Origin of the sequence: Moraxella sp. CTOTU49803, assembly GCF_032097965.1 — a bacterium.
Lineage (GTDB): Bacteria > Pseudomonadota > Gammaproteobacteria > Pseudomonadales > Moraxellaceae > Faucicola > Faucicola tetraodonis.
Map to the genome: position 1 here is coordinate 17,172 of NZ_DAMCJP010000005.1, position 25,432 is coordinate 42,603.

The window sequence follows — 25,432 nt, forward strand, 5'->3', positions numbered from 1 at the left end:
TGCTAAGAACCTGTTCACCATACACCACGCTAAATATCGTTTATGGTAAAAATCACGCAACAAATGGCTTTTGTATCGAAATTTTAACCTAAAGCTTGCCCGTTCAGAGTACGCTAAGAGTACGCTGACAAACGTGATATGGTGAATACAGGTTCTAAGTCGGCTTATTGGGCTTGTTCAATGGCTTTATTGATGCCACGCACGATTTTGTCATTACGCGCAATATCACGAACCGTCAGATGAGGCACACCCACATACCAACCGGTAGCGGTAATCTGATGGTCAAGGATGAATTGCTTAACCGTCGGGCTTTTAATCCCAGGCCAACCCTCTACATTGCCAAAAATCAAGTCCATGAGTTCTGGAATTTTGGTAGCAAAGTCATTAATGTAAGCATCCCAATCGCCATCATAGGCGGTACAAAACAGGAGCTTGGTGTCATTGTCTAAAAACACCAACCGCAAATCATGCAAGGTGCCTACATTGGTCGCCCCTGCAAGATTGCCTTTGGTGATTTCTAAAATTCGCTTGATACGAGCTGCCCCATCTTTGGTTAAGGGAGCGATGGCGGTGAGTTCAGACACTTTGCCTGATTTTAAGCCCTTTTCACCGGCACTGGTGACAGAATGGTCATAGCCATCATTAGCGCCCTCTTTGAAGTTTGCCATGAGCATTTGTGCTTTCAATGCCACATCATCTAATAAAGAAAGTTTTTCGTTGTTTTCAGTTGTCATGTTTTATTGCCCTTATAGTTAGTTGATCATTAAGTAAAGTGCTTGATTTAAATTTATTTATCTCATAGTTTTATTATTTAAGATTTAAATCTTTTTCATTATATAAGCCGTAAAAAGTAAAAAGCGCTAAATTAACTTTTATCACCCATAAAATTACAAAACTAAACTATTGATTAAAAAATGACATACTAGAAACCATAAAACCGAAGCATTAATTTAAAAAATTCTCATTACAATCAATAGATTATTTAACTTTTAAATATAAAATCTGTGTAGAAAAATCACTTTTCCTGCTATGTGGGACCTCAAAAAATTTGGGACCTTGGACTTTGATGATTAACTTTAGCAAAGTAGCTTGCTGGTCTAATCTCACCCTATAACTGGCTACCACTTTTGAAAAAATGTTTATCAGTTAAAAGATTTATCAGTTAAAAGATGTTTATCATGGCTAGAGTAGATTCCACGTACGCTGTCGGATAATAGATATAGATAGGTATAGACGAGACGTAAAACGTGCCTTAGTTAGCACGTTTTATCACAAGCATTTAAGAGGCCTTTAATATGTATTTAAGATGAAGTTAAGAGGCGATGGCGTGTTTGGGTGTTTCAGTGGCAGGTGTTTTTGAGGCTGCCGTGTCACGGGTTTGTTGCGGTGGTGCATAGTTATTAGCGACAATTTCACCAAACGGCCCTGTCAAATTTGGCTTGACCAAGGTGTTTTGGGTGTCAATCGGTAATAATGGGAAAACCAATTCAGCAAATCGATACGCTTCTTCCAAGTGTGGATAGCCTGAAAAAATAAAGTTATCAATGCCCAAATCCGCATACTCTTGAATACGCGCAGCAACGGTTTGTGGGTCGCCCACCAGTGCCGTGCCTGCGCCACCACGCACCAGTCCAATCCCTGCCCATAAGTTGGGCGAAATTTCTAAGTTATCACGGCGACCGCCATGCAATGCCGCCATACGCTGTTGTCCCACCGAGTCCATTTGGGCGAATTTGGCTTGGGCGGCGGCAATGGTGTCGTCAGTGACATGACTTAATAATTCATCAGCGGCTTGCCAAGCGGCTTCATTGGTTTCACGCACAATCACGTGCAGACGAATCCCATAGCTTAATGTGCGACCTTTGGCAGCGGCTTTGGTTTTAAGCTGCTCAATCTTCCCTTTGACGGCAGCAGGCGGCTCACCCCACGTCAAATAACTGTCAACTTGTTCGGCAGCCAGTGTTTGCGCCGCCTCAGATGAACCGCCAAACCACAAGGGCGGATATGGCTGTTGTAGAGGGGGATACAGCAATTTGGCATCTTCGACTTGCAAGCGTTCACCGTTAAAAGTAAAGGATTCGCCTGTGTGCGAGCGGGTTAAAATCTCTCGCCAAATCGTGGTGTATTCACTGGCTGTCTGATAACGCGTCGCGTGGTCTTCAAAGATGCCATCGCCTTTAAGCTCTTGTTCATCGCCGCCTGTGACCAGATTAAGTAGCAATCGACCATTTGATAATCGATCAAAGGTGCCTGTCATACGAGCAGCAAGCGCGGGTGTCGTCACCCCAGGGCGTAATGCCACCAAAAATTTTAAGCGAGTGGTCGCATCAATGAGACTAGCAGCGACCAGCCAAGGGTCTTCACATGAGCGACCTGTCGGAATCAACACGCCTTCATAGCCAAGGTTATCGGCTGCCACGGCAATTTGCTTCATATAAGTATGGTCAACGGTTCTTGCCCCTTTACTCGTGCCTAAATAACGACTGTCGCCATGTGTTGGTATAAACCAAAAAATTTTCATCGTAACACCTGCTTGTAAGCTCAAAAATTGATTAAGATAACTCGCCTTTTGTCATGGGCGGTTTATCAGTAGCCATAAGCTTAAAGCAAATATCGCTCAATAAAAAATAACAAAAACTGCTTTGGTTAGCACAAAAACTACTTAATAGTTTTGCTGCTAACCCTATCAATTTAATCGCTAAAGCAGTGACATCAAAAAAAACGCTTTACAGTTTTCACCACAAAGCGTTTTATCGTCAAATGCATTGATATCAACACCAGATAAACAAGCCCAAATCTTAAAAATAGCACAGCAAGCGAGACAGCAAGCGAGTTTCATGCGTATTACCTCGGATGTAACAGACGATAAATTTGCAAACTTGCTTATCAGGATTTAGCGTTAGCTGCTAGGTTGTATGGCATCATGCATTGTTGCTTGGGTTAATGTGGGGTTACACAAGGCTAAAAACTGATAGCCAAATCCTCGTAAAAAATGCCCTTGTCGCACTGCTAGCAAGGTAGTATTTTGATGAAATAGTGGCTCGCAACCCAGTAATGTTAACTGGGTGTCTTTATTGGGATTGAACGCCATATCCGCGATGATACCAATGCCCATGCCAAATTCCACATAAGTTTTTATCACATCAGAATCCAAGGCCGTCATCACGATATCAGGCTGTAATCCTGCTTTGGCGAACGCTTCATCAATCATCGTTCGCCCGGTATGACCACTAATGTAAGTGATAATCGGATAATGGGCAATGTCGGCAAGCGTTACCTGTTCAAGCTGGGTTAGCGGATGGTTTGGCGGCACCACAATCGCATGATACCAGTGATAATAAGAAAAAGTCACAAGCTCGCTATAGCTTGACAAGGCTTCGGTGGCAATGCCAATATCCGCTCGTCCATCAAGTAGCATTGCCGCAATTTCTGGCGGTGCGGCTTGTAGCAATCGCAAATGCACTTTAGGAAAAAGCTGTTTAAACGCTTGCACAACGGGCGGCAAAATATAACGAGACTGGGTATGGGTGGCTGCGATGGTCAATTCGCCTTTATCTTGGCTGGTATATTGTTCAGCCAAGGTTTTGATATTGTTGGCATCATGTAGCATCCGCTCTACAATCACCAATAACTCTTTACCCGGTTCGGTCAAACCTAATAGCCGTTTGCCCTTACGCACAAACAGCCCTACCCCAAGCTCATCCTCTAAGTCTTTGATATGTTTGGATACACCCGATTGTGAGGTAAATAATGCATTGCCTACTTCCGTCAAGTTATAGTCACAGCGCACCGTTTCTCGAATAATACGAAGTTGTTGAAAATTCATAGTCTGTTGCCCCAAATAATCCGATAATTAATCAAATTAGTGTAAGCCGAGCGGCCTAGGACAACAAACGCCTATCAAACAAATTAATATTCCAAAATTACATATATCACTCACACAAAAAAACAAAATTTGAATAACCCAAGCAGTTTGTTGCTCGGGTTGTATTTACTCATACTGAGCTGGTGATATCAGCTAATACGCACTAAGGCATGCGCCCTTTAGGCGACGGATGGATGGTTTTTAGGGGATGATTGAGTAGTTTGCGGGTGTAGTCTGGCTTCGGCACTCGATAAATCTGGCACTGCCACAGAGGGTAATATTTCGGCTTGTTCGACTGGTTTATTAATGCCTAATTGCTGATTGGCTTGCGCCGATTTTTCTTTAATGGCTTGGGCGCGTCTGCCTTTGGCGGGTGCCCACTCAAGTATGGGCAACGCGCGCGCCACCGCTAATACGATACGGTCACGCAACTGTTGGCTTGCGACGGTGTATTCTGGGGTAAAGTCTTTATCTGTCGCATACACGCCAATTGGCAATGTCTGCGCTTGGAAAAAACTAAACAATGGGCGAAGTTGGTGCTCTAGTACCAGTGCATGACGCTCGCTACCGCCCGACGCTGCCAATAATACCGGCACATCCACGAGCGCGGTTTGCTCCACAAAGTCAAATAAGTGTTTAAACAAGCCGGTAAAAGACGCGCGATACACCGGTGTTCCTACAATCAAGGCGTCCGCCGCCTCAATCGCTGCCAAGTCGTTTTGCACACGTTCTGGCAGTTGGTTACGATAAATCGCCCCACTGAGTAAAGGCCCGATTTCACTAAGTTTGATAAAATGTACGTTGATGGGCGTGGCTTGTGCCAATTCATCTACAATATTTTGTACCAGACTTTCGGTTTTTGATGGTGTGTTGAGCCCACCTGATACCGCAACGATATTGAGTGGAATGGCTGGATTTGGTTGATTTGTGAAATTTTGAGTGATAGACATCTTTGTTCCTTAATTTAGTGTAATCAGATAAATCGATGACATGTCGATAACCCCATTAAACGAAAAATTAAGCCGTTTGTGAAACAACAATATCTGCATTATTTAGCTGATTTTTTGCTATATCAGATTTGCCATATCAAAGTCAAAGTGGCAGACCTGCATGACTACAATTGGCGTTTATCGACCCATTGAGCCAAACTATCGCCTGTGGCTTGCACCAACATCACCAATGCCACCAAAACGACAATGACTGATACCATCATTTGCACATCAAAGCGCTGATAGCCATAACGATAGGCGATATCGCCCAAGCCACCCGCCCCAATCGCGCCAGCAATCGCAGACGAATTAATCATGGTAACAAGCGTCACAGTAAACCCGGCAATAATGCCAGGCAATGCTTCGGGCAATAACACATGCTGAATAATCTGTGTACGGTTACAGCCAATTGCTTGTGCCGCTTCTATGAGCCCTGGGTCAACTTCACGCAGACTCACTTCGGCAATTCGGGCAAAAAAAGGCGTCGCTGCTAAGGTTAACGGTACCACGGCTGCCCACACACCATAGCTTGTACCGACAATCATTCGAGTGGCTGGAATAATAGCCACCATCAATATCAAAAAAGGAATGGCACGCACAATGTTCACAGACCAACCCAAACTTAGATTGGTCAAAAATGATGGGGCAATACCTTGCTCGCTTGAATTGACCAATACCAATGCGATCGGTAACCCCAATAAAAATGCTAAAATCGCTGATACGCCAACCATAATCAGGGTATCAATCAACCCCGTCAGTAATAATTCAAGCATAACCAATTACCTCCACATGCAAAACTTGATGTCCCAAGCGCTGGGTCAATTGGGCGACATCTAAACCCGTGGTTGCGACGCCAACAACGATATTGCCTACCAAATAGCCTTGAATGGTATCTACTTGACTTTGATACAAAGAGACGGGCGCTTCAAATTGTGCAAAAATTGCCTTTAAATCAGGCGCAGATTTTCTTGGGGTAACGTATCTTAGGTTGAGCAAGGTATGAGTGGCATTGTGTTTGTCGGTGAGTTTATCCTCACCCAAATCAATGGATGACTGATTATAGCCTAGTAATTCTTGGGTCATGGTGTGCATGGGTGAGGCAAATACTTTCCACACCGGTCCTGTTTCAACGATTTGCCCTTGGTTAATGACAATCACTTGGTCGCAAATATCTCGAATGACTTGCATTTCATGGGTAATGAGCACAATGGTAATGCCAAGTTTTTTATTAATTTGCTTGAGTAACTGCAAAATTAACTGGGTACTTTCTGGGTCTAGTGCTGATGTGGCTTCATCACACAATAAAATTTTGGGTTCATTCACGAGCGCCCGCGCAATGCCTACCCGCTGTTTTTGACCGCCTGATAGCTGGGAAGGATACATCAATGCTTTATCACTGAGACCCACCATCTCTAGCACTTGCGCCACACGTTTATTGATATCAGCCTGACTTACTTTGGCGACTTTTAGGGGCAAGGCGACGTTGTCTTGTACCGTTTTACTCGACAGCAGATTAAAATGCTGAAAAATCATACCAATGCCTTGTCGCAGCTGTCGCAGCTGTGTTTGGTTGAGTGAGGCCACATTGTTATCATCGATATAAACATGACCATCACTAATCGACTCCAAGCCGTTGATAATGCGTAACAACGATGATTTGCCCGCCCCGCTTTTACCGATAATACCCAGAATTTTGCCTGTTGGCACCTCAAGTGAGATATCTTTTAGTGCATGAATCGCTTGCGCTTGTCCTTGATAAAACTTATTGACCTTATCGATTCGGATATAGGGAGGTGATGAATGACTGTCATCTTGGGTAATATGAGTAAACGACTGCATAGCATGATCCTTTGTAATTGTTATGGCTAAAACTTGTTAACGCATTACGAGGTCCAACCTGGAAACCAAAGTTTTCCCCCGATTTCTTTGTCAAGCACTTGTTTTACGTTAGGGGAAGTTTGATAAATGTGAATAAATTTTTTCAGCTGTTCGGCTCGTTCAGGATTTTTTTGGGCAAAATCATCCCGGGTGACAAATAAAATCGCATAGCGGTTGTTGGTGGTATCATCAAGGATTAAGGCTTGATTGGGGTCAATGGTTTTGGCTAAGCGCAAATAATGCGGGTAGCTAAACACCAAATCAGCATCATCAACCGCTCTTGCGGTCTGCGGGCCTTCGACTTCAACAAATTGCAATTGTTTTGGATTGCTGCTGATATCGCTTAAGTTAGACAGAAAATTATTTGGGTCTTTTAGCCCAATTAATTTTGCCTGTTGCAGCAGTAGTAGCGCTCGCCCTTGATTAACAGGGTCATTTGGCACCACCACACGGGCACGCGTCGGCAATGCTGCTAGGCTTTGGTATTTTTTAGAATACAAACCGACATGGGTGGCAACCCCTTTCCCCAAAGCCGATAGCTTATACTCTGGATGCTGTTTGAGTGCATTGGTTAAAAACGGCTGATGTTGAAAATAATTGGCATCGATGTCGCCACTGTTAAGTGTTACATTTGGGGTATTCCAATCCGTAAACTCGACCAATTTGACGTTGATACCTTGCTGTTTTGCCGCCGCGACTGCTTCTTTAAGTGGATTGGCAAAAGGCGGGCTAATACCGATGGTTAACGGATTGTCTTTGGTGACGTTTGATGCTTGGCTTTTATTGTAAAATGCCCAGCCGCTCAGTAACACCAAGACAGCAATGATAGTTACCCCTAAAACAGTAGCACGATGTTTTGCTGCGATTGCCATAATAGCTCCTTAAAAATGATGGTTTAAAAATAGCTGCTTAGAAATAGCTGCTTAAAACATAAAAAACTGATAACGCTGAAAAAAGTCCTCTAAACAAGCCCTTAACATCGAAAGCTTTGCACTGGGTGTGAACTGGGTAACCGCTCACCTTTGCCAATGAGCTTGTGGCGTAGACTGCCTTGTTTGTATTCGGTTTTGAAGCGTCCACGACGTTGTAGCTCAGGAATGACATACTGGATAAAGTCCTCGTAAGACTCAGGCGTGACCGTGCGAGTGACGTTAAAACCATCAATTCCTGTCTCGTCCACCCAGGTCAACAACGCCTCAGCCACTTCGCGCCCATCACCCACGATTAGCGGATAGCGTCCCCCTAACCGATGCTCGGCTATCAGCTGCGCTTTGGTAACCTGCTGCCGAAAGCGCTGGTTCACCGACGCAATGCTATTGGTTTGTTGGTAGGCAATCACCTCATCATCGGCATACTGTGATAAATCAATCCCCACCGAACTTGAGTAATGTGCCAATCCTGCCTCGCTACTTGCATAGCCTTCATACTCTGCCAGTTTTGCTTGGGCAAGGTCGTGACGCTCGTCAGTCACTACCGTTATCCCCATCAGCACTTTGATGTCATTGGGATTGCGACCTTGTGCTTTTGCCAACTGGCGAATCGTCTCCACCTGCCGTTTAATCGCTGATTTTTCGCCACCCCCAATAAAAATCGCCTCCGCGTGCTGGGTAGCAAATGCCAAACCTTTGGCTGATGCCCCTGCTTGAAATAACACCGGCGTGCGCTGAATAGACGGCATCACTTGAAAAACGCCGTCACTTTGGTAAAAACGCCCTTGATGGTGAATCGCTTTTACCTTGGCAGGATCAGTGAAAATGCGCGCCTGTTTGTCTATTTTGACTGCATCGTTTTGCCATGAGCCTTCCCAAAACTGGTAGCACAACTGCAAAAACTCGTCCGCTTGCTCATAGCGTAAATCATGTGCCTTTAGCCCTTGATTACCAATCAATCGCTCAGCACTGTCCAAATACCCTGTCACGATATTCCATCCCAAACGACCTTGGGTTAAGTGATCTAGACTCGCCATACGTCTAGCAAATTGATAAGGCGTCTCATAACTTAAATTTACAGTGATACCAAAGCCCAAATGCTCGGTCACCGACGCCATGGCAGACACCAAGGTGGTCGGGTCATGGCTTGGCAATTGCACCGACTCTTTAAGGGTCACATCAATGTTATGTTGATAAACGTCATAACAGCCTGTGATATCCGCCAAAAACAACCCATCAAACAGCCCTTGCTCCAAGGTTTTTGCCAAGCCTGTCCAATAGCTAAGCTCATTGAATCGATAAGATTCATCCCTTGGGTGCGTCCACAAACCATGATTGATATGCCCAGCGCAATTCATATCAAAGGCGTTAAGAATAATCGGCTTTGGCAGGTTATTTTCTTGTTTCACCGTCTCACCCATCACAACGTCCCTCGCCGTGGCGGCAATACCCCATTGAGTGCATAATTGGCAATAAAGTAGTATTTCCACCGTGCCGCATCGTGCAAGGTATGCACCCGTGCGTTTCGCCAATACAGGTCTAGCCCTTTGTCACGTTGGCTACCGCGACTGCCTGCCAGCTCAATGAGTTGTGAGGAGGTTTTTAATGCCACTTCAGTACTTAATGCGCGCACTGCCGCGACCGCCAATGACGCTTGGGCAATATTTTGCTCATTGGGCGTTGGACGAGCGGCATCGATGGTTTGGGCAGCGTGTTTGAGTAACACCTCCACCGCTCGCACATCTGCCGCACTGCGCCCAATTTGCAATAGCGTGAGTGGGTCATCGGTGGCTTTATCCACGCCCGAATCAATCCAAGGACGAGCTTGCCGCACTTGTACCAAGGTTTCTTCAAACGCCCCACGTGCAATACCTGTTTCAATGGCGGCGTGCAACAGCTGGGCAAACGGCCCGCAAACCGTTGGATTTTGATAGGCTGTATCCAAAGCAATGACATCGTCTTTATCCACAAAAACTTGGTCAAATAAGACCGTACCTGAGCCTGTGGTACGTTGACCAAAACTTTGCCAATCATCAATCAGCGTGAGACCTTTGGCGTCTCGCTGCACAAATGCCAAAAATTCGCGCTCATTGTCATCTTTTACCAAAGTCGGAATACGGTGCGCAAACAGACTGCCTGTGCAGTAAAATTTTTCGCCATTGATTAGATAACCGCCTAGCGTTGAGGTGAGTTTGGTGGTTTTATCAACGGCATTTTTGGGCTTAAACTCAGCCAACGCATTGCCTAGCCGCGCCCCTTGTAATACCTCAGCAAAAATGCGTTGCTGCTGGGCTTCTGTCCCCGTGTTTTTTAATACTTCTAACGCATAGTAATGATTTTGCGGAATTTGCCCAATCGCCCCATCTGCACCACTCAACAGCGCAATGATTTGAGCGACGGTCCAACTTGATACATCAGCGCCGCCAAAGCGTTTTGGCACGGTGATTGCCCATAACCCTGATTGGCTCAAGCTGTCAATTTCTGCAAAGGGTAATAGCCGTTCGCGGTCACGTTTTATACGCGCTTGTTTAAACGATTGGGCAAGCTGATAGGCGATTTCTAATGCTTCGTTGTCCGACTTGATGATATGGGCGACAGGCGTAGGTTTGACTAGCGAGGCTTGAGCGTCCGTTACTGGGCGGGTGATGGTATCTGACATGGTGTTTTCCTTACTTTCTAAATCCAAGCATGACGGTTGGGCAATTTGTGATTTAAGTAATAATCGCCCAATGCGTGTAACTTCCAGCGCACTGGGTCATGCAAAGTATGCACGCGGGCATTTCGCCAATGCTGATCCAAGCCATGCTCGCTAAGTGATGAACGACTACCGCCAATTTCAAACAGTTTTTCAGAAATCGTGAGAGCGGCGTCATTGGCATATACTTTGGCTTCTGCCACTTTGATAGACGCGAGTGCTGCCTCCTCTGCGGTGACAAAATCCAATCTATCCAGCGCATCCAAATAATCAGCCGCTTCTTGCAGTAATAGGGTAGCCGCATCCAAGCGTACTTTTAACTTTCCCACTACTTGTAGCAAATACGGCTCAAAGCGCGCAGCTTCGACTTTGGCATCGACAATGGGACGGGCTTTTTTTGCCACAGCTAAGGTATCTTCAAACGCCCCTTCTGCAATTCCGACATCAATCGCCGCTTGTATCAGCTGGGAATAAGCCCCTCGATAGGTCGGTGCATCGCTAAGCAAGCGTTCATCAAAAATTAGCTCAGGTAGGACTTTGACTTGGTTAAGTTTGACCGTGCCGCTTGAGGTGGTACGCAGTCCAAAACCATCCCAATCATCTACTACCTCAACGCCGGTTGCGGCTTTATCAATAATGGTAAGTACCACATGACCCGCTGGGTGTAAGGCTTTAATCGCCAAGTAATCGGCAAAACTGCTGCCTGTTGAATAGAATTTTTCCCCGTTAAGATAGTAACCATTGTTGGCAATGGTCAATGTCGTCGCCAAGGTTTTGCTGTCTTTGGTGTCACGTTCTGGCCCGCCATTGGCTAAGCGACTGCCTGACAAAATCTCGCCAAAAATAAAGCGTTTTTGACTGTCATTGCCGATGATATTGATGATATTGAGTAGGCTGATTTGATTTTGTGGAATCAATCCAATATTGGCATCGGCTTTGCTCAAAATGCGAAAGACGTCTGCCAAGGTGCGATTTGACACTTCGGCGCCGCCATATTGTTTGGGAATACGTATGCCGCCAAGCCCGGTTTGGCTAAATAAGCCCATCACTGCAAAAGGCAGTTGCCGCTGTTGGTCGCGCTCGTCACGCTTGACGAGGGCAAAAGCCGCCACTTGCTTGGCAGCTTGAATGGCTTGCTCATCAGTGACAATGCGTTGCGCTTTGGCATATTTATCAACTGGCTGATTAAAATCCGTCATGCTAATTCCTTACTGCTAAATGCTTGAATAAGGCACCATGGTAAAGATTTTTTTTTGCAAAGATAACCAAGATATTTTGCTATCTATAGCAAGAAATGTGATGAACAGCATGTCATTTAATTGATTGGGTGAACATAAAAAAAGCCCATTAATTTTTTAATGGGCTTATATCAGGGCTTATACCAACAGGTAAATTGTTGGATGAATTTCAAATTAATAACAAAGCTAATTTATCGCCATAGGTTTTTTCAAACCATCAAAAATATCCCCACTGTCGGTGATAATTTACTGTCAGCTGATATTGATTTTCATCGATACCCGCTGCTTTGAGGGCTTTTTTTAACTCCCACGTATCAAAGACGGCTTGGGAGCAATGATTGCTAAAGCCAAATTGCGCTAACACCGTCTTTGGCAATGGGATTTGACTTTTGATAGTGGTTGATTGGGTGATCATAAATTTATCCAATAGTTTGCAAACACATGGTTAGAGAGCCAATAGCCCAGCGGTAGATTGACCAAAACACCCGCTGTAAACGCAAGTACAGGTTTAATGCCCACGCTTGCCAATGCTTTAAATCGCGTTGTCATACCAATTGATAAAAACGTTAAGGTAAAAAACCAACCGCGATAGTCTTTGATAAGACCTAATGCTTGTTTATTAAAGGCCTCAGCGTTGGGTGCAATCAATACAAATAAGGTCGTGATGATTGAGGCAATAAAAAAACCGATAATAAACTTAGGAAATCGACGCCAAATCTCTGATTTATCAATTCGCTCGTTCGTTGAAGCACGCTCCCAGACAGTGACCGATAAATAAGCTGCCAAAAATGCCCATAATCCAACAAACATATCTCGGCCTACCACTTTCATTAATGTAAAGGCTTGGGTAGCAGACTCATTACCAATCGCTTCAACCGCTGCAAAACCAGCCGCATCTGCAAATTCAGACGTTCCAATCCAAGCACCGGCAATCGCAGGTGGCAAATCCAATAACTTACAAGCAAATGGCAGCGCAAAAATCATAATTACCGCCCACACAATCACCAACGAAATTGACGCCGCCACATGCTCATGCTTGGCTCTACAGGCACCGCCAATGGCAATTGACGCTGATACCCCACACACCGAGCCACCTGCCCCAAGGGTCGCTGCAAATCGGTTATCAAGCTTGAATACTTTTGTTGCTACGAAATAAATGGTGGAAAAAGTCACAACCGAAACAATTAAGGCTTGCACAATGGCGGCCGGACCCGCTTTTAAAATCGTAGTGAAGGGTAAGGTCGCCCCCATTAAAATAATACCAATTTTGACATAGTATTCGGTTCTCAGCACTTCCTTTAATTTATCAGCAATTGAGGTAAAATTGCCAAGTAACAGACCAATGAAAAAGGCTACTAAAGGACTTTCTAGTTGCCATGCTTTGACGACCTTATTACTGCTTAAAATCAAAACGCCCGCCGCCATCAAAAACAATAAGATAAATTTGGCTAAAAATGGAGGTAATTTTATTTCAGGTTGCGCTGATTTGGCACCCAAAAATAGCAGTAATCCAAAACCAATCGCTAAGCTTAGCAGTCCTAGGATTGAATGGCTAATTAGGTTAAATAACTCACTAAAGTCTGACCAAGGTTTTATTTTGACATTTAAGTTGGCGATAGGTATTTGCAATATATACAAGGTGCAAATCACCACCACAATAAATAGTCCCAACACAACCGACCAATTATCCTCATTTTTCAAAAAATTCATGACCGCACGCTCCTTTCTCCCAGTTTTGATATAGCACTTGCATCAAATAAAAAAGGCATTATTTCATAAATTATTGATTACACTTAATAACCATAACTGATATGAACATAAGAAATTCTGCTAACAGGCGGTACTGTGACCGCATAATGTTTAGGTGGTTTTTACTGACTGACTTAGCACCAATAAAAGCGCTGAGCAAAACTTTGACTAACCTAGACAGAAAAATCAAATCGATTAAGTTTATCGTTAAAAAAGCCCATTAATTTTTTAATGGGCTTTTGCTAAATAAAGGGTGCCAAAGAGTGCCAAAAGGTATCAGTGGCTTGTCATTGAGCGATAGGGAGACTCAATGCACCGCTAAAATCTTATCCAGCACAATTTGCTCAAATGGCGCAGTTTTAGTCATATTATTACGGGGATGGGGCAATAAGATTGGCAAATCTAGTCCAATTTTGCCTTGTTCAATTAAAATCACCCTATCAGCAGTGATGACCGCTTCACTGACATCATGGGTCACTAAAATCACCGTAAATCGATGTTCTTGCCATAATTTGACCAATAGTTGCTGCATATCAAGACGGGTTAACGCATCGAGTGCCCCCAATGGCTCATCAAGTAGCAACAGCTGCGGACGATGAATAATCGCTCTAGCCAAAGCCACTCGCTGCTTTTGTCCCCCTGACAATGCCGATGGCCAATCATCAGCCCGCTCTACCAAGCCGACTTCCGCTAACGCTTTCAACGCTTGCGCTTTCCAGTCTGGCGTTTTTAGCCCAAGCCCCACATTTTCCAGTACCGTTTTCCAAGGCAATAATCGGTCATCTTGGAACATCAGCCGCGTGGATTGTCGCCATGCCTGAGGCGACATTGCTTGATTGGCAATTGACATGGCTGTCAACTCCCCGCTACTCGCTGTTTCTAACTGAGCGAGTAAACGCAGCAACGTTGATTTACCACAGCCACTGTGCCCGACAATAGCGATAAAATCCCCACTTTGAATGTGCAAATCTAGGTCTTTAATGACTTCTCGATTGTCAAATTTTTTGACCACATTTGTTAAACTTAAAGCCAATCCTGCTGAGGTTTTTGATGGCGTTCTGAATAACGCTGACACTGGTGCTGACAATGGCGTTGACATTAGTGTGCTCCTTGTTGGTAAGCGGGGTGCCATTTGAGCCAAACAAACTCAAGCTTTTTGGCAATAAAATCGGCTAAAAACCCTAATAATGCATAAACCAAGATTGAAAACATAATGATATCAATCTGAAAAAATTCGCGAGCGTGCATGGCTAAATACCCAATGCCTGTGGTGGCCGAAATGGTTTCCGCGACAATCAGCGTCAGCCACATAATGCCCAATGAAAAACGCACCCCCACCAAAATACTCGGCAATGCCCCAGGTAAAATCACTTCTTTAAACAATGCCCAACCTGTTAAATCATAGCTTTTTGCCATCTCAACCAGATGTTTATCCACATTACGGACGCCATGATAGGTATTCAAATAAATCGGAAAAAATGTGCCAACTGCCACCAAAAAAATCTTTGCCGCTTCATCAATCCCAAACCACACGATGACCAAGGGAATTAATGCCAAATGTGGGATGTTTCTTAGCATTTGAAAGGTGGTATCCAATAACGTGCGAAATACAGGCAAAGTGCTGGTCAATAGCCCAAACCCCAACCCAAACAACCCGCCAATCAACAGCCCAGCAAACGCTCGCAGCGCACTAATGCCGAGATGCTGCCAAAGCTCACCACTTTTTATGAGTTCATAGCCCGCTTGAACAACGGCACTGGGTGACGAAATATTTTTAAGATAAGCCTCAGGCAGTAATTGAAAACTTGCTACCAGTTGCCAACCCGCCAACATAAGTAACGGCAACCACCAACCCCCTGTACGCCCAAATAGGGTTTTAACAACCTTGCGGGTTGACAATGTCTTGACTGGCGTATTCACCCTTATCGGTTTCGTCGGTAGCGGCTTTGATGCCGCTACCACTGAATTATCCGCAACAAAACTTGACGTTTTCATAAACAACCTCTCACTGCAAATTTATCAATGCAACTTTATTAATGACTGTTAAAAGCTTAACTGTCGCCTGTATCGCTTCAAAGTAGTAAGTGCAAGCTAGCGTCATAAAGATTACCTACCCTTTTTTACTAGGTTTTTACTATTTTTTTACTAGCCATGTTTTTACTAGCCATAGGGTTTACTTGGGTGGATACCAGACAATATCTTTTACCTGTATTTGTTTTGGCAGCAATTTATTTTTATAAAAAGTATCCGCTTCTTGCTGCTGCGCTTGAATGATGTCATCGGTGATATAGTTGACACCGTAATTTCTTGATTTCACCGAGGCTAACGCCACGTCAGGTTTTAGATTGGTGACTTTTTGGATCATTTTGCTAAAAGTTACCGGGTCAGCGGTAATTGCCTTATCCGCTTCATCAATGGCTTTGACAATGTCTTTAATCACATTGGGGTGTTTTTGAGCAAAATCCGTTGATGCCAAATAAAACGATGTATTATTGGGCTTAAGACCTGTAGCATCGGTCAAAACTCGTGCTTTTAGCTCAATTTTGGCACTCGACAGATAAGGCTCCCAAACGGTCCAAGCATCCAATTTCCCCGATTCAAAGGCAGCACGGGCATCAGATGGCTGTAAATACTTGACATCTATGTCAGCAAAACTCAATTTGTCACGTTCCAATGCTTTTAGTAACGTATAGTTGGCACTAGAGCCTTTAGTCACCGCCACAGATTTACCTTTTAATTCAGCCACTGACTTTAAGGTTGAATTGGCGGGGACAATGACGGCTTCAGACTGTGGTGAAGGTTTTTCATAGGCAACATACACCAGATTACTACCCGCGGCTTGGGCAAAAATAGGTGGCGTGTCCCCTGCGGTGCCAAAGTCAATATTGTTGGTATTTAGCGCTTCTAGCAGCGGCGGTCCCGATTGAAACTGCACCCAATTGACTTTGATGCCTGATTTTTCGAGCGACTTTTCAAGCAGCTTACTTTCACGCAAATACACCAACGCCCCTGAACTTTGTAATCCGATACGCACTTCTTCAAGTGGTTTTGCATCACCGCTCTTAGCGTCATTGGTGTGTGCTTCATTGGTGGTTGCCGCATTGGCAGATTTGGAGGTATTTTGCTGGCAACCTGCTAATAGCAAGCTAATACTAAACCCCGAAATAAGTAGAGCAGAAACTTTTTTCATTACAACACCTTATGCAATATTTAGGACAATTTGTCCTTATCCTCAAAATTTTTCATTTTTTTCGAGATGAAATGCTATCAAGCGCTATCAAACATCATCGAATGGCGCTATTATTCCACAGAATAATAACAAAGCTTAATAATTATAATTGATAAGAATATAGAGGAATTTGCTAACCGCTTTAATTTATTGTTTATTGATAGCGGAAGGGTGTGTGGACAGATAAATGCTATTCTGCGTAGAGAAAAACATAGCGCGCAAGCGCTACAGCCAGTGCTGGACCGTTCATTTATTAATAATAGCGGACAAACATTCCTAGATTGTTGTTCGTGTATTTGTAAAATGCGTTATTCTCTTAGTCATGCCGTGAAATAGCTTGCCATAGGATATCAAACAAAGGATCAAAGTCAGCTGTCATCGGTTTGGCAGCGTTTCTTAACACGTGCATCAGCCCCAATCGGGTGATAAACCCCATAAACACATCTAATAAGGTTTTAAGCGAGACATTTTGATTAAGCTCCCCACGCTGCTGCCCATCCGACAACACTTGCAAAAAAGCTTCCATCAAATCCTTGTTTTCATAAATGGCAATATGTTGATAGTGGGAGACAGGAATCGCTGTAGAAAAAAACAATACCGCATCAGGATTGTGGTCAACAAAATCAAACATCACCCATAGCGTCTTACGCAGCCGGTCTTTGACACTATCAATACCGCTCAAATGGTCAATCATTCGAGCGGCTAGGCGACTAAGCACTCGATCTAAAATCACATAAATCAGCGTGTTTTTATCGCCAAAATATTTATACAAGGTCTGCAGTGACACGTTCGCGTGTTTTGCAATTGACTGCATAGTCACACTATCCGCAGCGACCTCACTCTCACCACTGGCATACAGTGTAATCACACTTTTTTCGATTTTATCTAAGGTTGCAGGTCGTATCTGCGCAAGTAAGGTTAAATCACCCATTGTATTACTAGGACGTCCAAGCGTCATTGGCTTTTTCAACGCAGTCATAACATTCTCTATTTAGATATTTAAAAAATAGTAATATAGGTTACCATATCTGCAGACAATATTGTTCTCATTTTTTATCTTTGTTATGATGGCGGCATTATTTGGCTATTTAATCATAATCTTAGGGTTTTTATTTAGTATTACATTGGTAATATAAATTACCTTTATAATATAATTTAAGGATAAATAACTATAAATAGCCGAGCAATTTTTTAAGGTAGTAATTAATATTACTATTATAACGGTTTAATTAATCTCTCAATAACGAACGAGGAATCAAGGATGATCAACCATTTTGAATCAAGCTGGATGAACGAAGAAGTCGCCATGCTAGAAGATACTGCCAAGAAGTTTTTTCAAACTTGGATCGATAAAGACATCGAGTGGCGAAAAAACGGCATGATGGATAAAGAAGCATGGCTTGAAGCAGGCTCGATGGGCTTTTTATGTGCATCGATGCCTGAAGAGTATGGCGGTGCCGGTGGCGACTTTCGTCATGAAGCGGCATTGATTTATGCCCAAGCCGATGCGGCCTTGAGCGGATTTGGTGGCTTTTTGCATTCAGGTATTGTGGCACCTTATATCTTGCATCATGGCAGTGAACAGCAAAAACAGCGTTGGTTACCAAAAATGGCAACGGGCGAATTGGTTGGTGCAATTGCGATGACCGAGCCAGGGACGGGGTCAGATTTGCAAGCTATCAAAACCTATGCCGTTAAAGACGGTGATGACTACATTTTAAATGGTTCTAAAACTTTTATCACCAATGGTCAGTTGGCCAACCTAATTATCGTCGCTTGTAAAACCGACCGCGAAAAAGGCGCTCAAGGGGTATCTCTCTTGGTGTTAGAAACCGATGGTTTAGCAGGCTTTGAGCGGGGTCGCAACTTAGAGAAAATCGGTTTATCGTCACAAGATACCTCAGAGTTGTTCTTCAATAATGTGCGTGTCCCACAAAAAAACTTATTGGGCAGTGTGGAGGGCATGGGCTTTATTCAGTTGATGCAAGAGTTGCCACAAGAACGCTTAATCATTGCTTTAGCGGCGGCCGGGGCGATTAAGAAATCGATTGAGCTTACCATCGAATATACCAAAGAACGCCACGCCTTTAACAAGCCTGTGTGGTCATTTCAAAATACCCGATTTAAACTTGCCGAATGTAATGCGGACTACCTTGCCGTCAGGGCGATGTGTGATGCGGCACTCGAGGCCCATCTTAACAAAAAACTGACCGTACAACATGCCGCTCTATTAAAAGCCTTTACCACGGATAAACAAGCCAAAGTCACGGATGAATGCTTACAGCTATTTGGTGGCTATGGTTATATGCTGGAGTATCCGATTGCCCGATTATACGCTGATGCCCGAGTGCAAAAAATCTATGGCGGTACCAATGAAATCATGAAAGAGTTGGCGTCTCGTTTTATGTAACTCATCGTTTTATATGGCTGCGCCACTTTTTAGCTAGCCTAGATATTAGTATCAGATATTAGGATTAGATATTAGGATTAGCCTTTAGCAATTGACAAATTTTAATCATGATTAAGGAAAATCAAATGAGTAATACCGCTTATATTTATGATGCTATCCGCACGCCGCGTGGCAAAGGCAAATCCGATGGCAGCTTGCACCAAGTCGCTCCAATTTGGTTAATCAGAGAACTGCTGACAAATTTACAGTCGCGCAATCAGTTGGACACACAGTTGGTGGATGATGTGGTACTAGGTTGTGTCACCCCTGTTGGTGAGCAAGGCTCGGATATCGCCCGAATTGCGGTAATTGATGCCGGTTGGGCAGAATCGGTGGCAGGTGTTACCCTATCACGGTTTTGTGCATCAGGGTTAGAGTCGATTAATTTAGCCGCAAGCAAAATCATGTCGGGCATGGAAGATATGGTGGTGGCAGGTGGCGTGGAGTCTATGAGCCGTGTCAAAATGGGGTTAGACGGTGGGGCTTGGTATATGGACCCACGCGTCAATACCGCCACCGGCTTTGCCCCACAAGGCATCGGCGCTGATACGATTGCGACGTTAGAAGGGTTTAGTCGCAGTGATGTTGATGCATATGCCACCGAGTCTCATCGCAGAGCCCAGCAGGCTTCTGAGCAAGGGTATTTTGCTAAATCGATTATTCCTGTTAAAGATATCAATGGTCTGATGATTTTAGACCATGACGAAACCATACGCGCTGATACCAGCGTTGAACGCTTGGCAGAATTAAAGCCCTCGTTTGCCATGCCAGGAAAAATGGGCTTTGATAAAGTGGTCTTAGATAAATATGCCACGATTGAAAAAATTAACCATGTGCACCATGCCGGTAACTCATCAGGTATCGTTGACGGGGCCGCGTTATGTCTGCTTGGTAGTCAATCAGCGGGACAAGCGGCGAATTTAAAACCCCGCGCCAAAGTCACGATGGCGGCAGTGGTGGGGTCAGAACCGACGATAATGCTAACAGGTCCGACACTAGCCGCAAGAAAAGCCTTAGCCCGGGCGAATATGCAGGTGTCTGATATTGACCAATGGGAAATTAACGAAGCGTTTGCAGCGGTGCCAATGAAAACGGCAAAAGATTTAGGGCTTAATATGGATATCGTGAATGTCAACGGTGGTGCGATTGCTATGGGACATCCATTAGGCGCAACAGGAGCAATTTTGATTAACACTTTGTTAGATGAATTGGAGCGTCGTGATTTGACCACTGGACTTGCGACCTTATGTGTCGGTGGCGGTATGGGTATTGCCACGATTATTGAACGTGTTTAAGTCGCCTATTTAATTGAATTAAAAAACTGAAGAAAAAAGGATGTTTCTATGACCAGTCTTACCAGCCAAGCGGCGAATCAATTGGCCAATTTTTCTGCCACTGACGACGATAATATTGTCATTTTGACCATTCAACAATCTCGCAAAATGAATGTGCTTGATGAGCATTTTAGCAATGATTTAGAAAAAATCGCTCAAAGTTTTATTGAAGACAAAGACAGCAAAGGGCTTATCATCACCAGCGATAAAGATAGCTTTATCGTGGGTGCCGATATCGACCAATTTGCCAATATCCAATCCCCCAAGCAAGCTTTTGATTTTGTGGAACATTTCAAAAAGGTGTTACGCAGCCTTGAAACCTGCGGTAAACCTGTCGTCGCTGCATTAACCGGCACTGCCTTAGGTGGCGGGCTTGAAGTAGCGTTGGGCTGTCATTATCGCATTGCCGTTGACCAACCGAATGCCAAATATGGCCTGCCTGAAGTCAAATTGGGCTTATTACCTGGGGGCGGTGGTACGCAGCGTTTAATGCGTCTTGTCGGTATGCAAAAAGCGTTAGAGTTGATGACCCAAGGCACTAAGCTTACCACCCAAGCCGCTCATCAGCTTGGCATTATCGATGCGGTAGTTACTGATAAAACGGCACTGATTGAACAAGCCAAACAGTGGATTCATGAGCATCCAACCGCTCAGCAGCCTTGGGATGCCAAAGGCTTTAAAATCCCTCAAGGTAACGCCTTAACCCCGCAAAATGCCCAAATGCTGAGCATTGCCCCTGCGATGGCAAATCAAAAATCGCATGGCAACTACCCTGCCATTACCCACATTTTATCATGTGTGTTTGAAGGTAGCTTAGTGGATATCGATACAGCGCTGGCGCTTGAATCCCGCTATTTTGTCGCCTGTGCCATGTCACAAGTGTCAAAAAATATGATTGGCACGCTTTGGCACCAACTCAACAGCATCAACAAGGGCCAATCTCGTCCAAAATCTATCCCGCCATACCAAACCAAAAAAGTCGGTGTGTTGGGCGCAGGGATGATGGGTGCTGGTATTGCCTATGTCTCTGCTAAGGCAGGCATTGACGTGGTATTGCTAGATACCACGATTGAAAATGCGGATAAAGGCAAAACGTATTCAGAAAACTTGCTGAATAAAGCGATTGCCAAAGGCAGAAGCAATGATAGCAAAAAACAATCCTTACTGGATAAAATTCAAACCACCACGGATTATGCAGATTTAGCGGATTGTGACTTGGTGATTGAAGCGGTGTTTGAAGACCGTGATATTAAAGCCAAGTGTACCCAGCAAACAGAAGCAGTCACCGCTAGCGATGCGATTTTTGCGTCAAATACCTCAACCTTGCCAATTACCGGTTTAGCCAAAGCGAGTGGCCGTCCTAAGCAATTTATCGGGTTACACTTTTTCTCACCTGTCGATAAAATGCCGCTTGTTGAAATCATTATGGGCGAGCAAACCGATGAAACTACGTTAGCCAAAGCCTTTGATTATGTGTTACAAATTGGCAAAACGCCGATTGTGGTCAATGATAGCCGTGGTTTTTATACGTCTCGTGTGTTTGCCACCTATATCACCGAAGGCTCTGCCATGCTCTCTGAGGGCGTCCATCCCCGTCTGATTGAGGTAGCTGGTATCAAATCAGGTATGCCTGTCGGACCGCTGGCACTGCAAGACGAGGTGTCTTTAGGTCTGATGCTGCATATTAATGAGCAAACCAAAAAAGATTTACAAAAAGAAGGCAAGGAAATGCCCCATCACCCCGCCGATAGCGTGGTCGAGCTGATGGGCAAAACCCACGGGCGTTTGGGTAAAAAAGTCGGCAAAGGGTTTTATGACTACCCAGAGGGTGGTGAAAAACAACTGTGGTCCGGGCTATCAAACTTATTCCCCGTCGCAGACACGCAGCCTACTCAGCAAGAGCTTATTGACCGTTTTATGTTTATCCAAGCCAATGAAACCGCCCGTTGTTATGAAGAAAACGTGATTAATTCAATCGCAGATGCCAATATCGGCTCTATCTTTGGCTGGGGATTTGCCCCGCATCATGGGGGTACCTTGCAGTTTATTAATGCCTATGGCGTTGATAATTTTGTCGCACGCAGTCAACAACTTGCCGAGCGTTATGGTGAGCGCTTTGCCCCTGCCCAAGTTTTAGTAGCTATGGCAAAAGCGCATAAGGAGTTTGTTAATGAATGACGCCATAGCCGCACTGGGTATAGCTGACTGCTTAACAGGGCTAAAAGTTATTGACTTATCACGCAACTTGCCGGGTCCATTTGCCACACGACTGCTCGCTGATTTGGGGGCAGATGTGATCAAGTATGAACCCAAGTCAGGTGACCCTGCACGGGCGTTGGGCAATTTGTTTGATGCTTTAAATCATGGCAAAGCTTGTCACAAAATGGACTTCAAACACCCCGATGATATTGCTAAGCTTAAAAGCGACATTGCCACTGCTGATGTGATGATTGATAGTTTCCGCCCCAACGTATTAGAAGGCATGGGACTTTCGCCACAGGCACTGCTTGCGGAAAACCCAAAGCTGGTGATTGTTTCCATCACTGGCTATGGTACGACGCCCAACTGGGCGGATAAAGCCGGGCACGATATCAACTTTATGGCAATGAGTGGCGTACTTGACCAACTCAAAACCGCATCGGGTGAACAAGCCATGCCCAATGTGCAATTTGCCGACTTGGCTGGCGGGAGTGACACGGCGGTCATCGCTTTATTAGCGGCCGTTGTCAATGCCAAGCTAACTGGCAAAGGTCGCCATATCATCACCAGCATGACCCATAGTTTATACAACCATTTGGTGATGCCAAAAGCGACGGGGAAATTTGTCAAAGCATTAACCCAGGTAACACCGACGCCTGAGCAGGATTTTTTAGGCGGCGTGCTGCCATGTTACCGGCTATATCAGACACAAGACGGTCGTTATATGGCAGTCGGCTCGCTTGAGCTAAAGTTTTGGCAAGGCTTGTGTCAAGCGTTAGATGTTAATGAACATGCGGCTAGCCATTGGCAAATGGGCGTACTGCCTACTCATCCGCAGAGCCAAGCCGCTGCCCAAGCGATTGCCCAAAAATTTGCCTCGCAGCCACTTAGCCACTGGCAGCACTACTTTACCCAATTTGATGTGTGCGTGACGCCTATTTTAACCTTGGCAGAAGCCGCCTGTCATGAACTATTTGCTAATCAAGATGAGTATGGTAATGTTAAGCCTTGGTGTGATAATGATTGCAACTAGGCTATTCATTTGCGTCACTATCAACTCAAGGCACAGTAATTGATAGCAATCAAAAAGCGCGGCAATACGCGCACCCTAATAGGCCCATGAAAAAAACCTTTCAAGGGCCTATTAGCCTATTTTCTAAGGACAGAAAAAGGATAACAACATGGAAAATTTTTGGACAAAATTTTATGACCCTGCCACCGCCGCACACATTCCCGCTTTAACAGATCAATCGTTAATAGAATTTTTTGATGATCGTTTAACGGCCTTTGCCTCACGAGAATTCACCAGCAATATAGAGCGAGCGATCAGCTACAAAGAAGTGGATAACGTCGCACGCCTTGTCAGCCGCTGGCTACAATCCCAATCCTTGGGCCCAAATGCCAGTGTCGCTATCATGCTGCCTAACGTACAAGCGTATTTACCGGTCATGATAGGTGCGATTCGCTCAGGGTATGTTTTGACGCCGATTAATCCGCTACATACAGCTCGTGAATTAGAGTTTCAGTTGATTGATGCCAATACCGAAGTTATTTTTATTTTAGAAAATTTTGCTCACACTTTACAAAAAATCATTGATAAAACCCCAGTGAAAAAAGTCGTGATTATCCGTTTAGGGGACTTGTTAGGATTAAAGGGTAAAATAGTCGATATCGCTGTAAAATATGTCAAGAATATGGTAGCGCCTTACCAAATTGACCAAAAGTATCAGCCATTACGATTGGGTCAAGTGATGAAAACCGCTAAATCCATGCCTTACCAAAAGCCATCCAAATCACTTGATGATGTTGCCTTTATCCAATACACCGGCGGCACCACTGGCAGACCCAAAGGCATCTTGCTGACCCATCGAAATATTTTGACAGCAGTTGAGCAATACTATCAGTGGTTTTTGCCGGTACTCAACCAACAAAAAAATGTCGAACAAGTATTCCATAGTATCCTAGCGTTGCCGCTATATCATATCTTTGCGTTTATCTTTTCCATGTTAGGCATGAAATCTGGCATGCGCATGACCTTGGTGACTAACCCTAAAGACATTGCCGGTTTTATCAAAATATTATCTGCTAAGCCGTTTCACATTCTTCCTGGGGTTAATACCTTGTTTCAGGCATTAGTTAACCACCCCGATTTTAAAAGTGTCGATACCCGTGAACTAAAATTATCAATCGCGGGCGGTATGGCAGCCACCCCCGCCACGGCCAAGGCTTGGCTTGAGCTCACTGGTTGCCCATTAATAGAAGGATGGGGCATGTCCGAAACTATCGGTGCAGGCACGTGTAACCCCCTCACCAATCATGAGTACACTGGCGATATTGGCCTACCTTTACCGAGTATCGATATCAAAATCTGTGATGATGTGGGCAATGAAGTGGCGTTAGGCGAAGTGGGTGAAATCTGTATCAAAGGTGATAATGTGACTATAGGTTATCATAACATTGACAACACCGATTATTTCTTACCTGAAGGTCATTTAAAGACAGGCGACATTGGGATGATGATGCAAAACGGGCATATCAAATTAATGGATCGCAAAAAAGATATGCTGATTGTCAGTGGCTTTAATGTCTATCCAACCGAAATTGAAGCGGTGCTGTTAAATCACCCGAAAGTCCAAGAATGTGCCGTGATTGGCGTTGAAGATGCGCTTCAAGGACAATCGGTTAAAGCCTATATTGTCAAATCAGATGACAGTTTGACGATAGATGAGCTTAAAGCCTTTAGTCATGAGCAATTAACCGGGTATAAACGGCCCCGACAATATACGTTTATTGAGCAATTACCCAAAACCGCGGTTGGCAAAATTCAAAAAACTGAACTGCGATTACTTGAAAAAAATAGTAAATAATGGTGTCAGCC

The 25,432-nt window shown here is 44.4% G+C and carries 21 protein-coding genes; 5 read left to right on the forward strand and 16 right to left on the reverse strand.

Annotation, left to right across the window (positions count from 1 at the left end; translation table 11 throughout):
- Positions 1 to 164: 164 nt before the first annotated feature.
- From RT422_RS07140 to RT422_RS07215, 16 genes are all read right to left on the reverse strand, one after another.
- Positions 165 to 734, reverse strand: coding sequence for a hypothetical protein (locus tag RT422_RS07140; RefSeq protein ID WP_007117067.1), 570 nt, complete (start codon positions 732 to 734; stop codon positions 165 to 167).
- A gap of 578 nt (positions 735 to 1,312) precedes the next feature.
- Positions 1,313 to 2,521: an FMNH2-dependent alkanesulfonate monooxygenase gene (gene ssuD, locus RT422_RS07145; protein ID WP_095355802.1), complete on the reverse strand. Its 1,209-nt coding sequence runs from the start codon at positions 2,519 to 2,521 to the stop codon at positions 1,313 to 1,315.
- Positions 2,522 to 2,899: 378 nt separating this feature from the next.
- On the reverse strand, positions 2,900 to 3,826 hold the full coding sequence (locus RT422_RS07150; RefSeq protein ID WP_159676670.1) for a CysB family HTH-type transcriptional regulator: 927 nt from the start codon (positions 3,824 to 3,826) through the stop codon (positions 2,900 to 2,902).
- A gap of 218 nt (positions 3,827 to 4,044) precedes the next feature.
- Positions 4,045 to 4,815 carry an FMN reductase gene (msuE, locus tag RT422_RS07155; protein WP_313421795.1) on the reverse strand — a complete coding sequence of 257 codons (771 nt, stop codon included), beginning with the start codon at positions 4,813 to 4,815 and terminating at the stop codon, positions 4,045 to 4,047.
- A gap of 164 nt (positions 4,816 to 4,979) precedes the next feature.
- Entirely contained in the window at positions 4,980 to 5,627 is a 648-nt protein-coding gene (locus tag RT422_RS07160; RefSeq protein ID WP_095355800.1) for a methionine ABC transporter permease, read from the reverse strand.
- Complete coding sequence (locus RT422_RS07165) at positions 5,620 to 6,693, reverse strand: methionine ABC transporter ATP-binding protein (RefSeq protein ID WP_313421796.1); 1,074 nt, start codon at positions 6,691 to 6,693, stop codon at positions 5,620 to 5,622. Before RT422_RS07165 ends, RT422_RS07160 begins: the two co-directional genes overlap by 8 nt.
- A gap of 44 nt (positions 6,694 to 6,737) precedes the next feature.
- The gene (locus RT422_RS07170) at positions 6,738 to 7,604 is read right to left on the reverse strand and encodes a MetQ/NlpA family ABC transporter substrate-binding protein (protein WP_007117075.1); all 867 of its coding nucleotides are present in this window, start codon (positions 7,602 to 7,604) and stop codon (positions 6,738 to 6,740) included.
- Between the two features lie 101 nt (positions 7,605 to 7,705).
- Positions 7,706 to 9,082 carry an LLM class flavin-dependent oxidoreductase gene (locus RT422_RS07175; RefSeq protein WP_284034761.1) on the reverse strand — a complete coding sequence of 459 codons (1,377 nt, stop codon included), beginning with the start codon at positions 9,080 to 9,082 and terminating at the stop codon, positions 7,706 to 7,708.
- Entirely contained in the window at positions 9,082 to 10,320 is a 1,239-nt protein-coding gene (locus tag RT422_RS07180) for an SfnB family sulfur acquisition oxidoreductase (protein WP_313421797.1), read from the reverse strand. Before RT422_RS07180 ends, RT422_RS07175 begins: the two co-directional genes overlap by 1 nt.
- 17 nt (positions 10,321 to 10,337) lie before the next feature.
- Positions 10,338 to 11,555: an SfnB family sulfur acquisition oxidoreductase gene (locus tag RT422_RS07185; RefSeq protein ID WP_313421798.1), complete on the reverse strand. Its 1,218-nt coding sequence runs from the start codon at positions 11,553 to 11,555 to the stop codon at positions 10,338 to 10,340.
- Between the two features lie 256 nt (positions 11,556 to 11,811).
- Positions 11,812 to 12,009: a hypothetical protein gene (locus RT422_RS07190; protein WP_007117079.1), complete on the reverse strand. Its 198-nt coding sequence runs from the start codon at positions 12,007 to 12,009 to the stop codon at positions 11,812 to 11,814.
- Positions 12,006 to 13,304: a putative sulfate exporter family transporter gene (locus tag RT422_RS07195; RefSeq protein ID WP_313421800.1), complete on the reverse strand. Its 1,299-nt coding sequence runs from the start codon at positions 13,302 to 13,304 to the stop codon at positions 12,006 to 12,008. The genes RT422_RS07190 and RT422_RS07195 overlap by 4 nt, the downstream gene beginning before the upstream one ends.
- Before the next feature lie 346 nt (positions 13,305 to 13,650).
- Positions 13,651 to 14,442 (reverse strand): ATP-binding cassette domain-containing protein, encoded by a 792-nt coding sequence (locus tag RT422_RS07200; protein WP_222086008.1) that lies wholly within the window; start codon positions 14,440 to 14,442, stop codon positions 13,651 to 13,653.
- On the reverse strand, positions 14,442 to 15,338 hold the full coding sequence (locus RT422_RS07205) for an ABC transporter permease subunit (RefSeq protein WP_284034765.1): 897 nt from the start codon (positions 15,336 to 15,338) through the stop codon (positions 14,442 to 14,444). Before RT422_RS07205 ends, RT422_RS07200 begins: the two co-directional genes overlap by 1 nt.
- 178 nt (positions 15,339 to 15,516) lie before the next feature.
- Entirely contained in the window at positions 15,517 to 16,533 is a 1,017-nt protein-coding gene (locus RT422_RS07210; protein ID WP_050324618.1) for an aliphatic sulfonate ABC transporter substrate-binding protein, read from the reverse strand.
- Between the two features lie 355 nt (positions 16,534 to 16,888).
- The gene (locus RT422_RS07215) at positions 16,889 to 17,551 is read right to left on the reverse strand and encodes a TetR/AcrR family transcriptional regulator (RefSeq protein WP_227715569.1); all 663 of its coding nucleotides are present in this window, start codon (positions 17,549 to 17,551) and stop codon (positions 16,889 to 16,891) included.
- A gap of 282 nt (positions 17,552 to 17,833) precedes the next feature.
- On the opposite strand from RT422_RS07215, the gene RT422_RS07220 reads away from it, so the two are divergent.
- From RT422_RS07220 to RT422_RS07240, 5 genes are all read left to right on the forward strand, one after another.
- Positions 17,834 to 18,982 carry an acyl-CoA dehydrogenase family protein gene (locus RT422_RS07220; protein WP_050324617.1) on the forward strand — a complete coding sequence of 383 codons (1,149 nt, stop codon included), beginning with the start codon at positions 17,834 to 17,836 and terminating at the stop codon, positions 18,980 to 18,982.
- Positions 18,983 to 19,107: 125 nt separating this feature from the next.
- Positions 19,108 to 20,316, forward strand: a complete 1,209-nt coding sequence (locus tag RT422_RS07225; protein ID WP_050324616.1) for an acetyl-CoA C-acetyltransferase — start codon at positions 19,108 to 19,110, stop codon at positions 20,314 to 20,316.
- Between the two features lie 48 nt (positions 20,317 to 20,364).
- The gene (locus tag RT422_RS07230; RefSeq protein ID WP_284034766.1) at positions 20,365 to 22,533 is read left to right on the forward strand and encodes a 3-hydroxyacyl-CoA dehydrogenase NAD-binding domain-containing protein; all 2,169 of its coding nucleotides are present in this window, start codon (positions 20,365 to 20,367) and stop codon (positions 22,531 to 22,533) included.
- Positions 22,526 to 23,587, forward strand: coding sequence for a CaiB/BaiF CoA transferase family protein (locus RT422_RS07235; RefSeq protein ID WP_099808508.1), 1,062 nt, complete (start codon positions 22,526 to 22,528; stop codon positions 23,585 to 23,587). The genes RT422_RS07230 and RT422_RS07235 overlap by 8 nt, the downstream gene beginning before the upstream one ends.
- A 148-nt stretch (positions 23,588 to 23,735) precedes the next feature.
- A complete protein-coding gene (locus RT422_RS07240) occupies positions 23,736 to 25,421 on the forward strand; it encodes an AMP-binding protein (protein WP_284034767.1) in 1,686 nt (561 codons plus the stop codon).
- Positions 25,422 to 25,432: the final 11 nt, after the last annotated feature.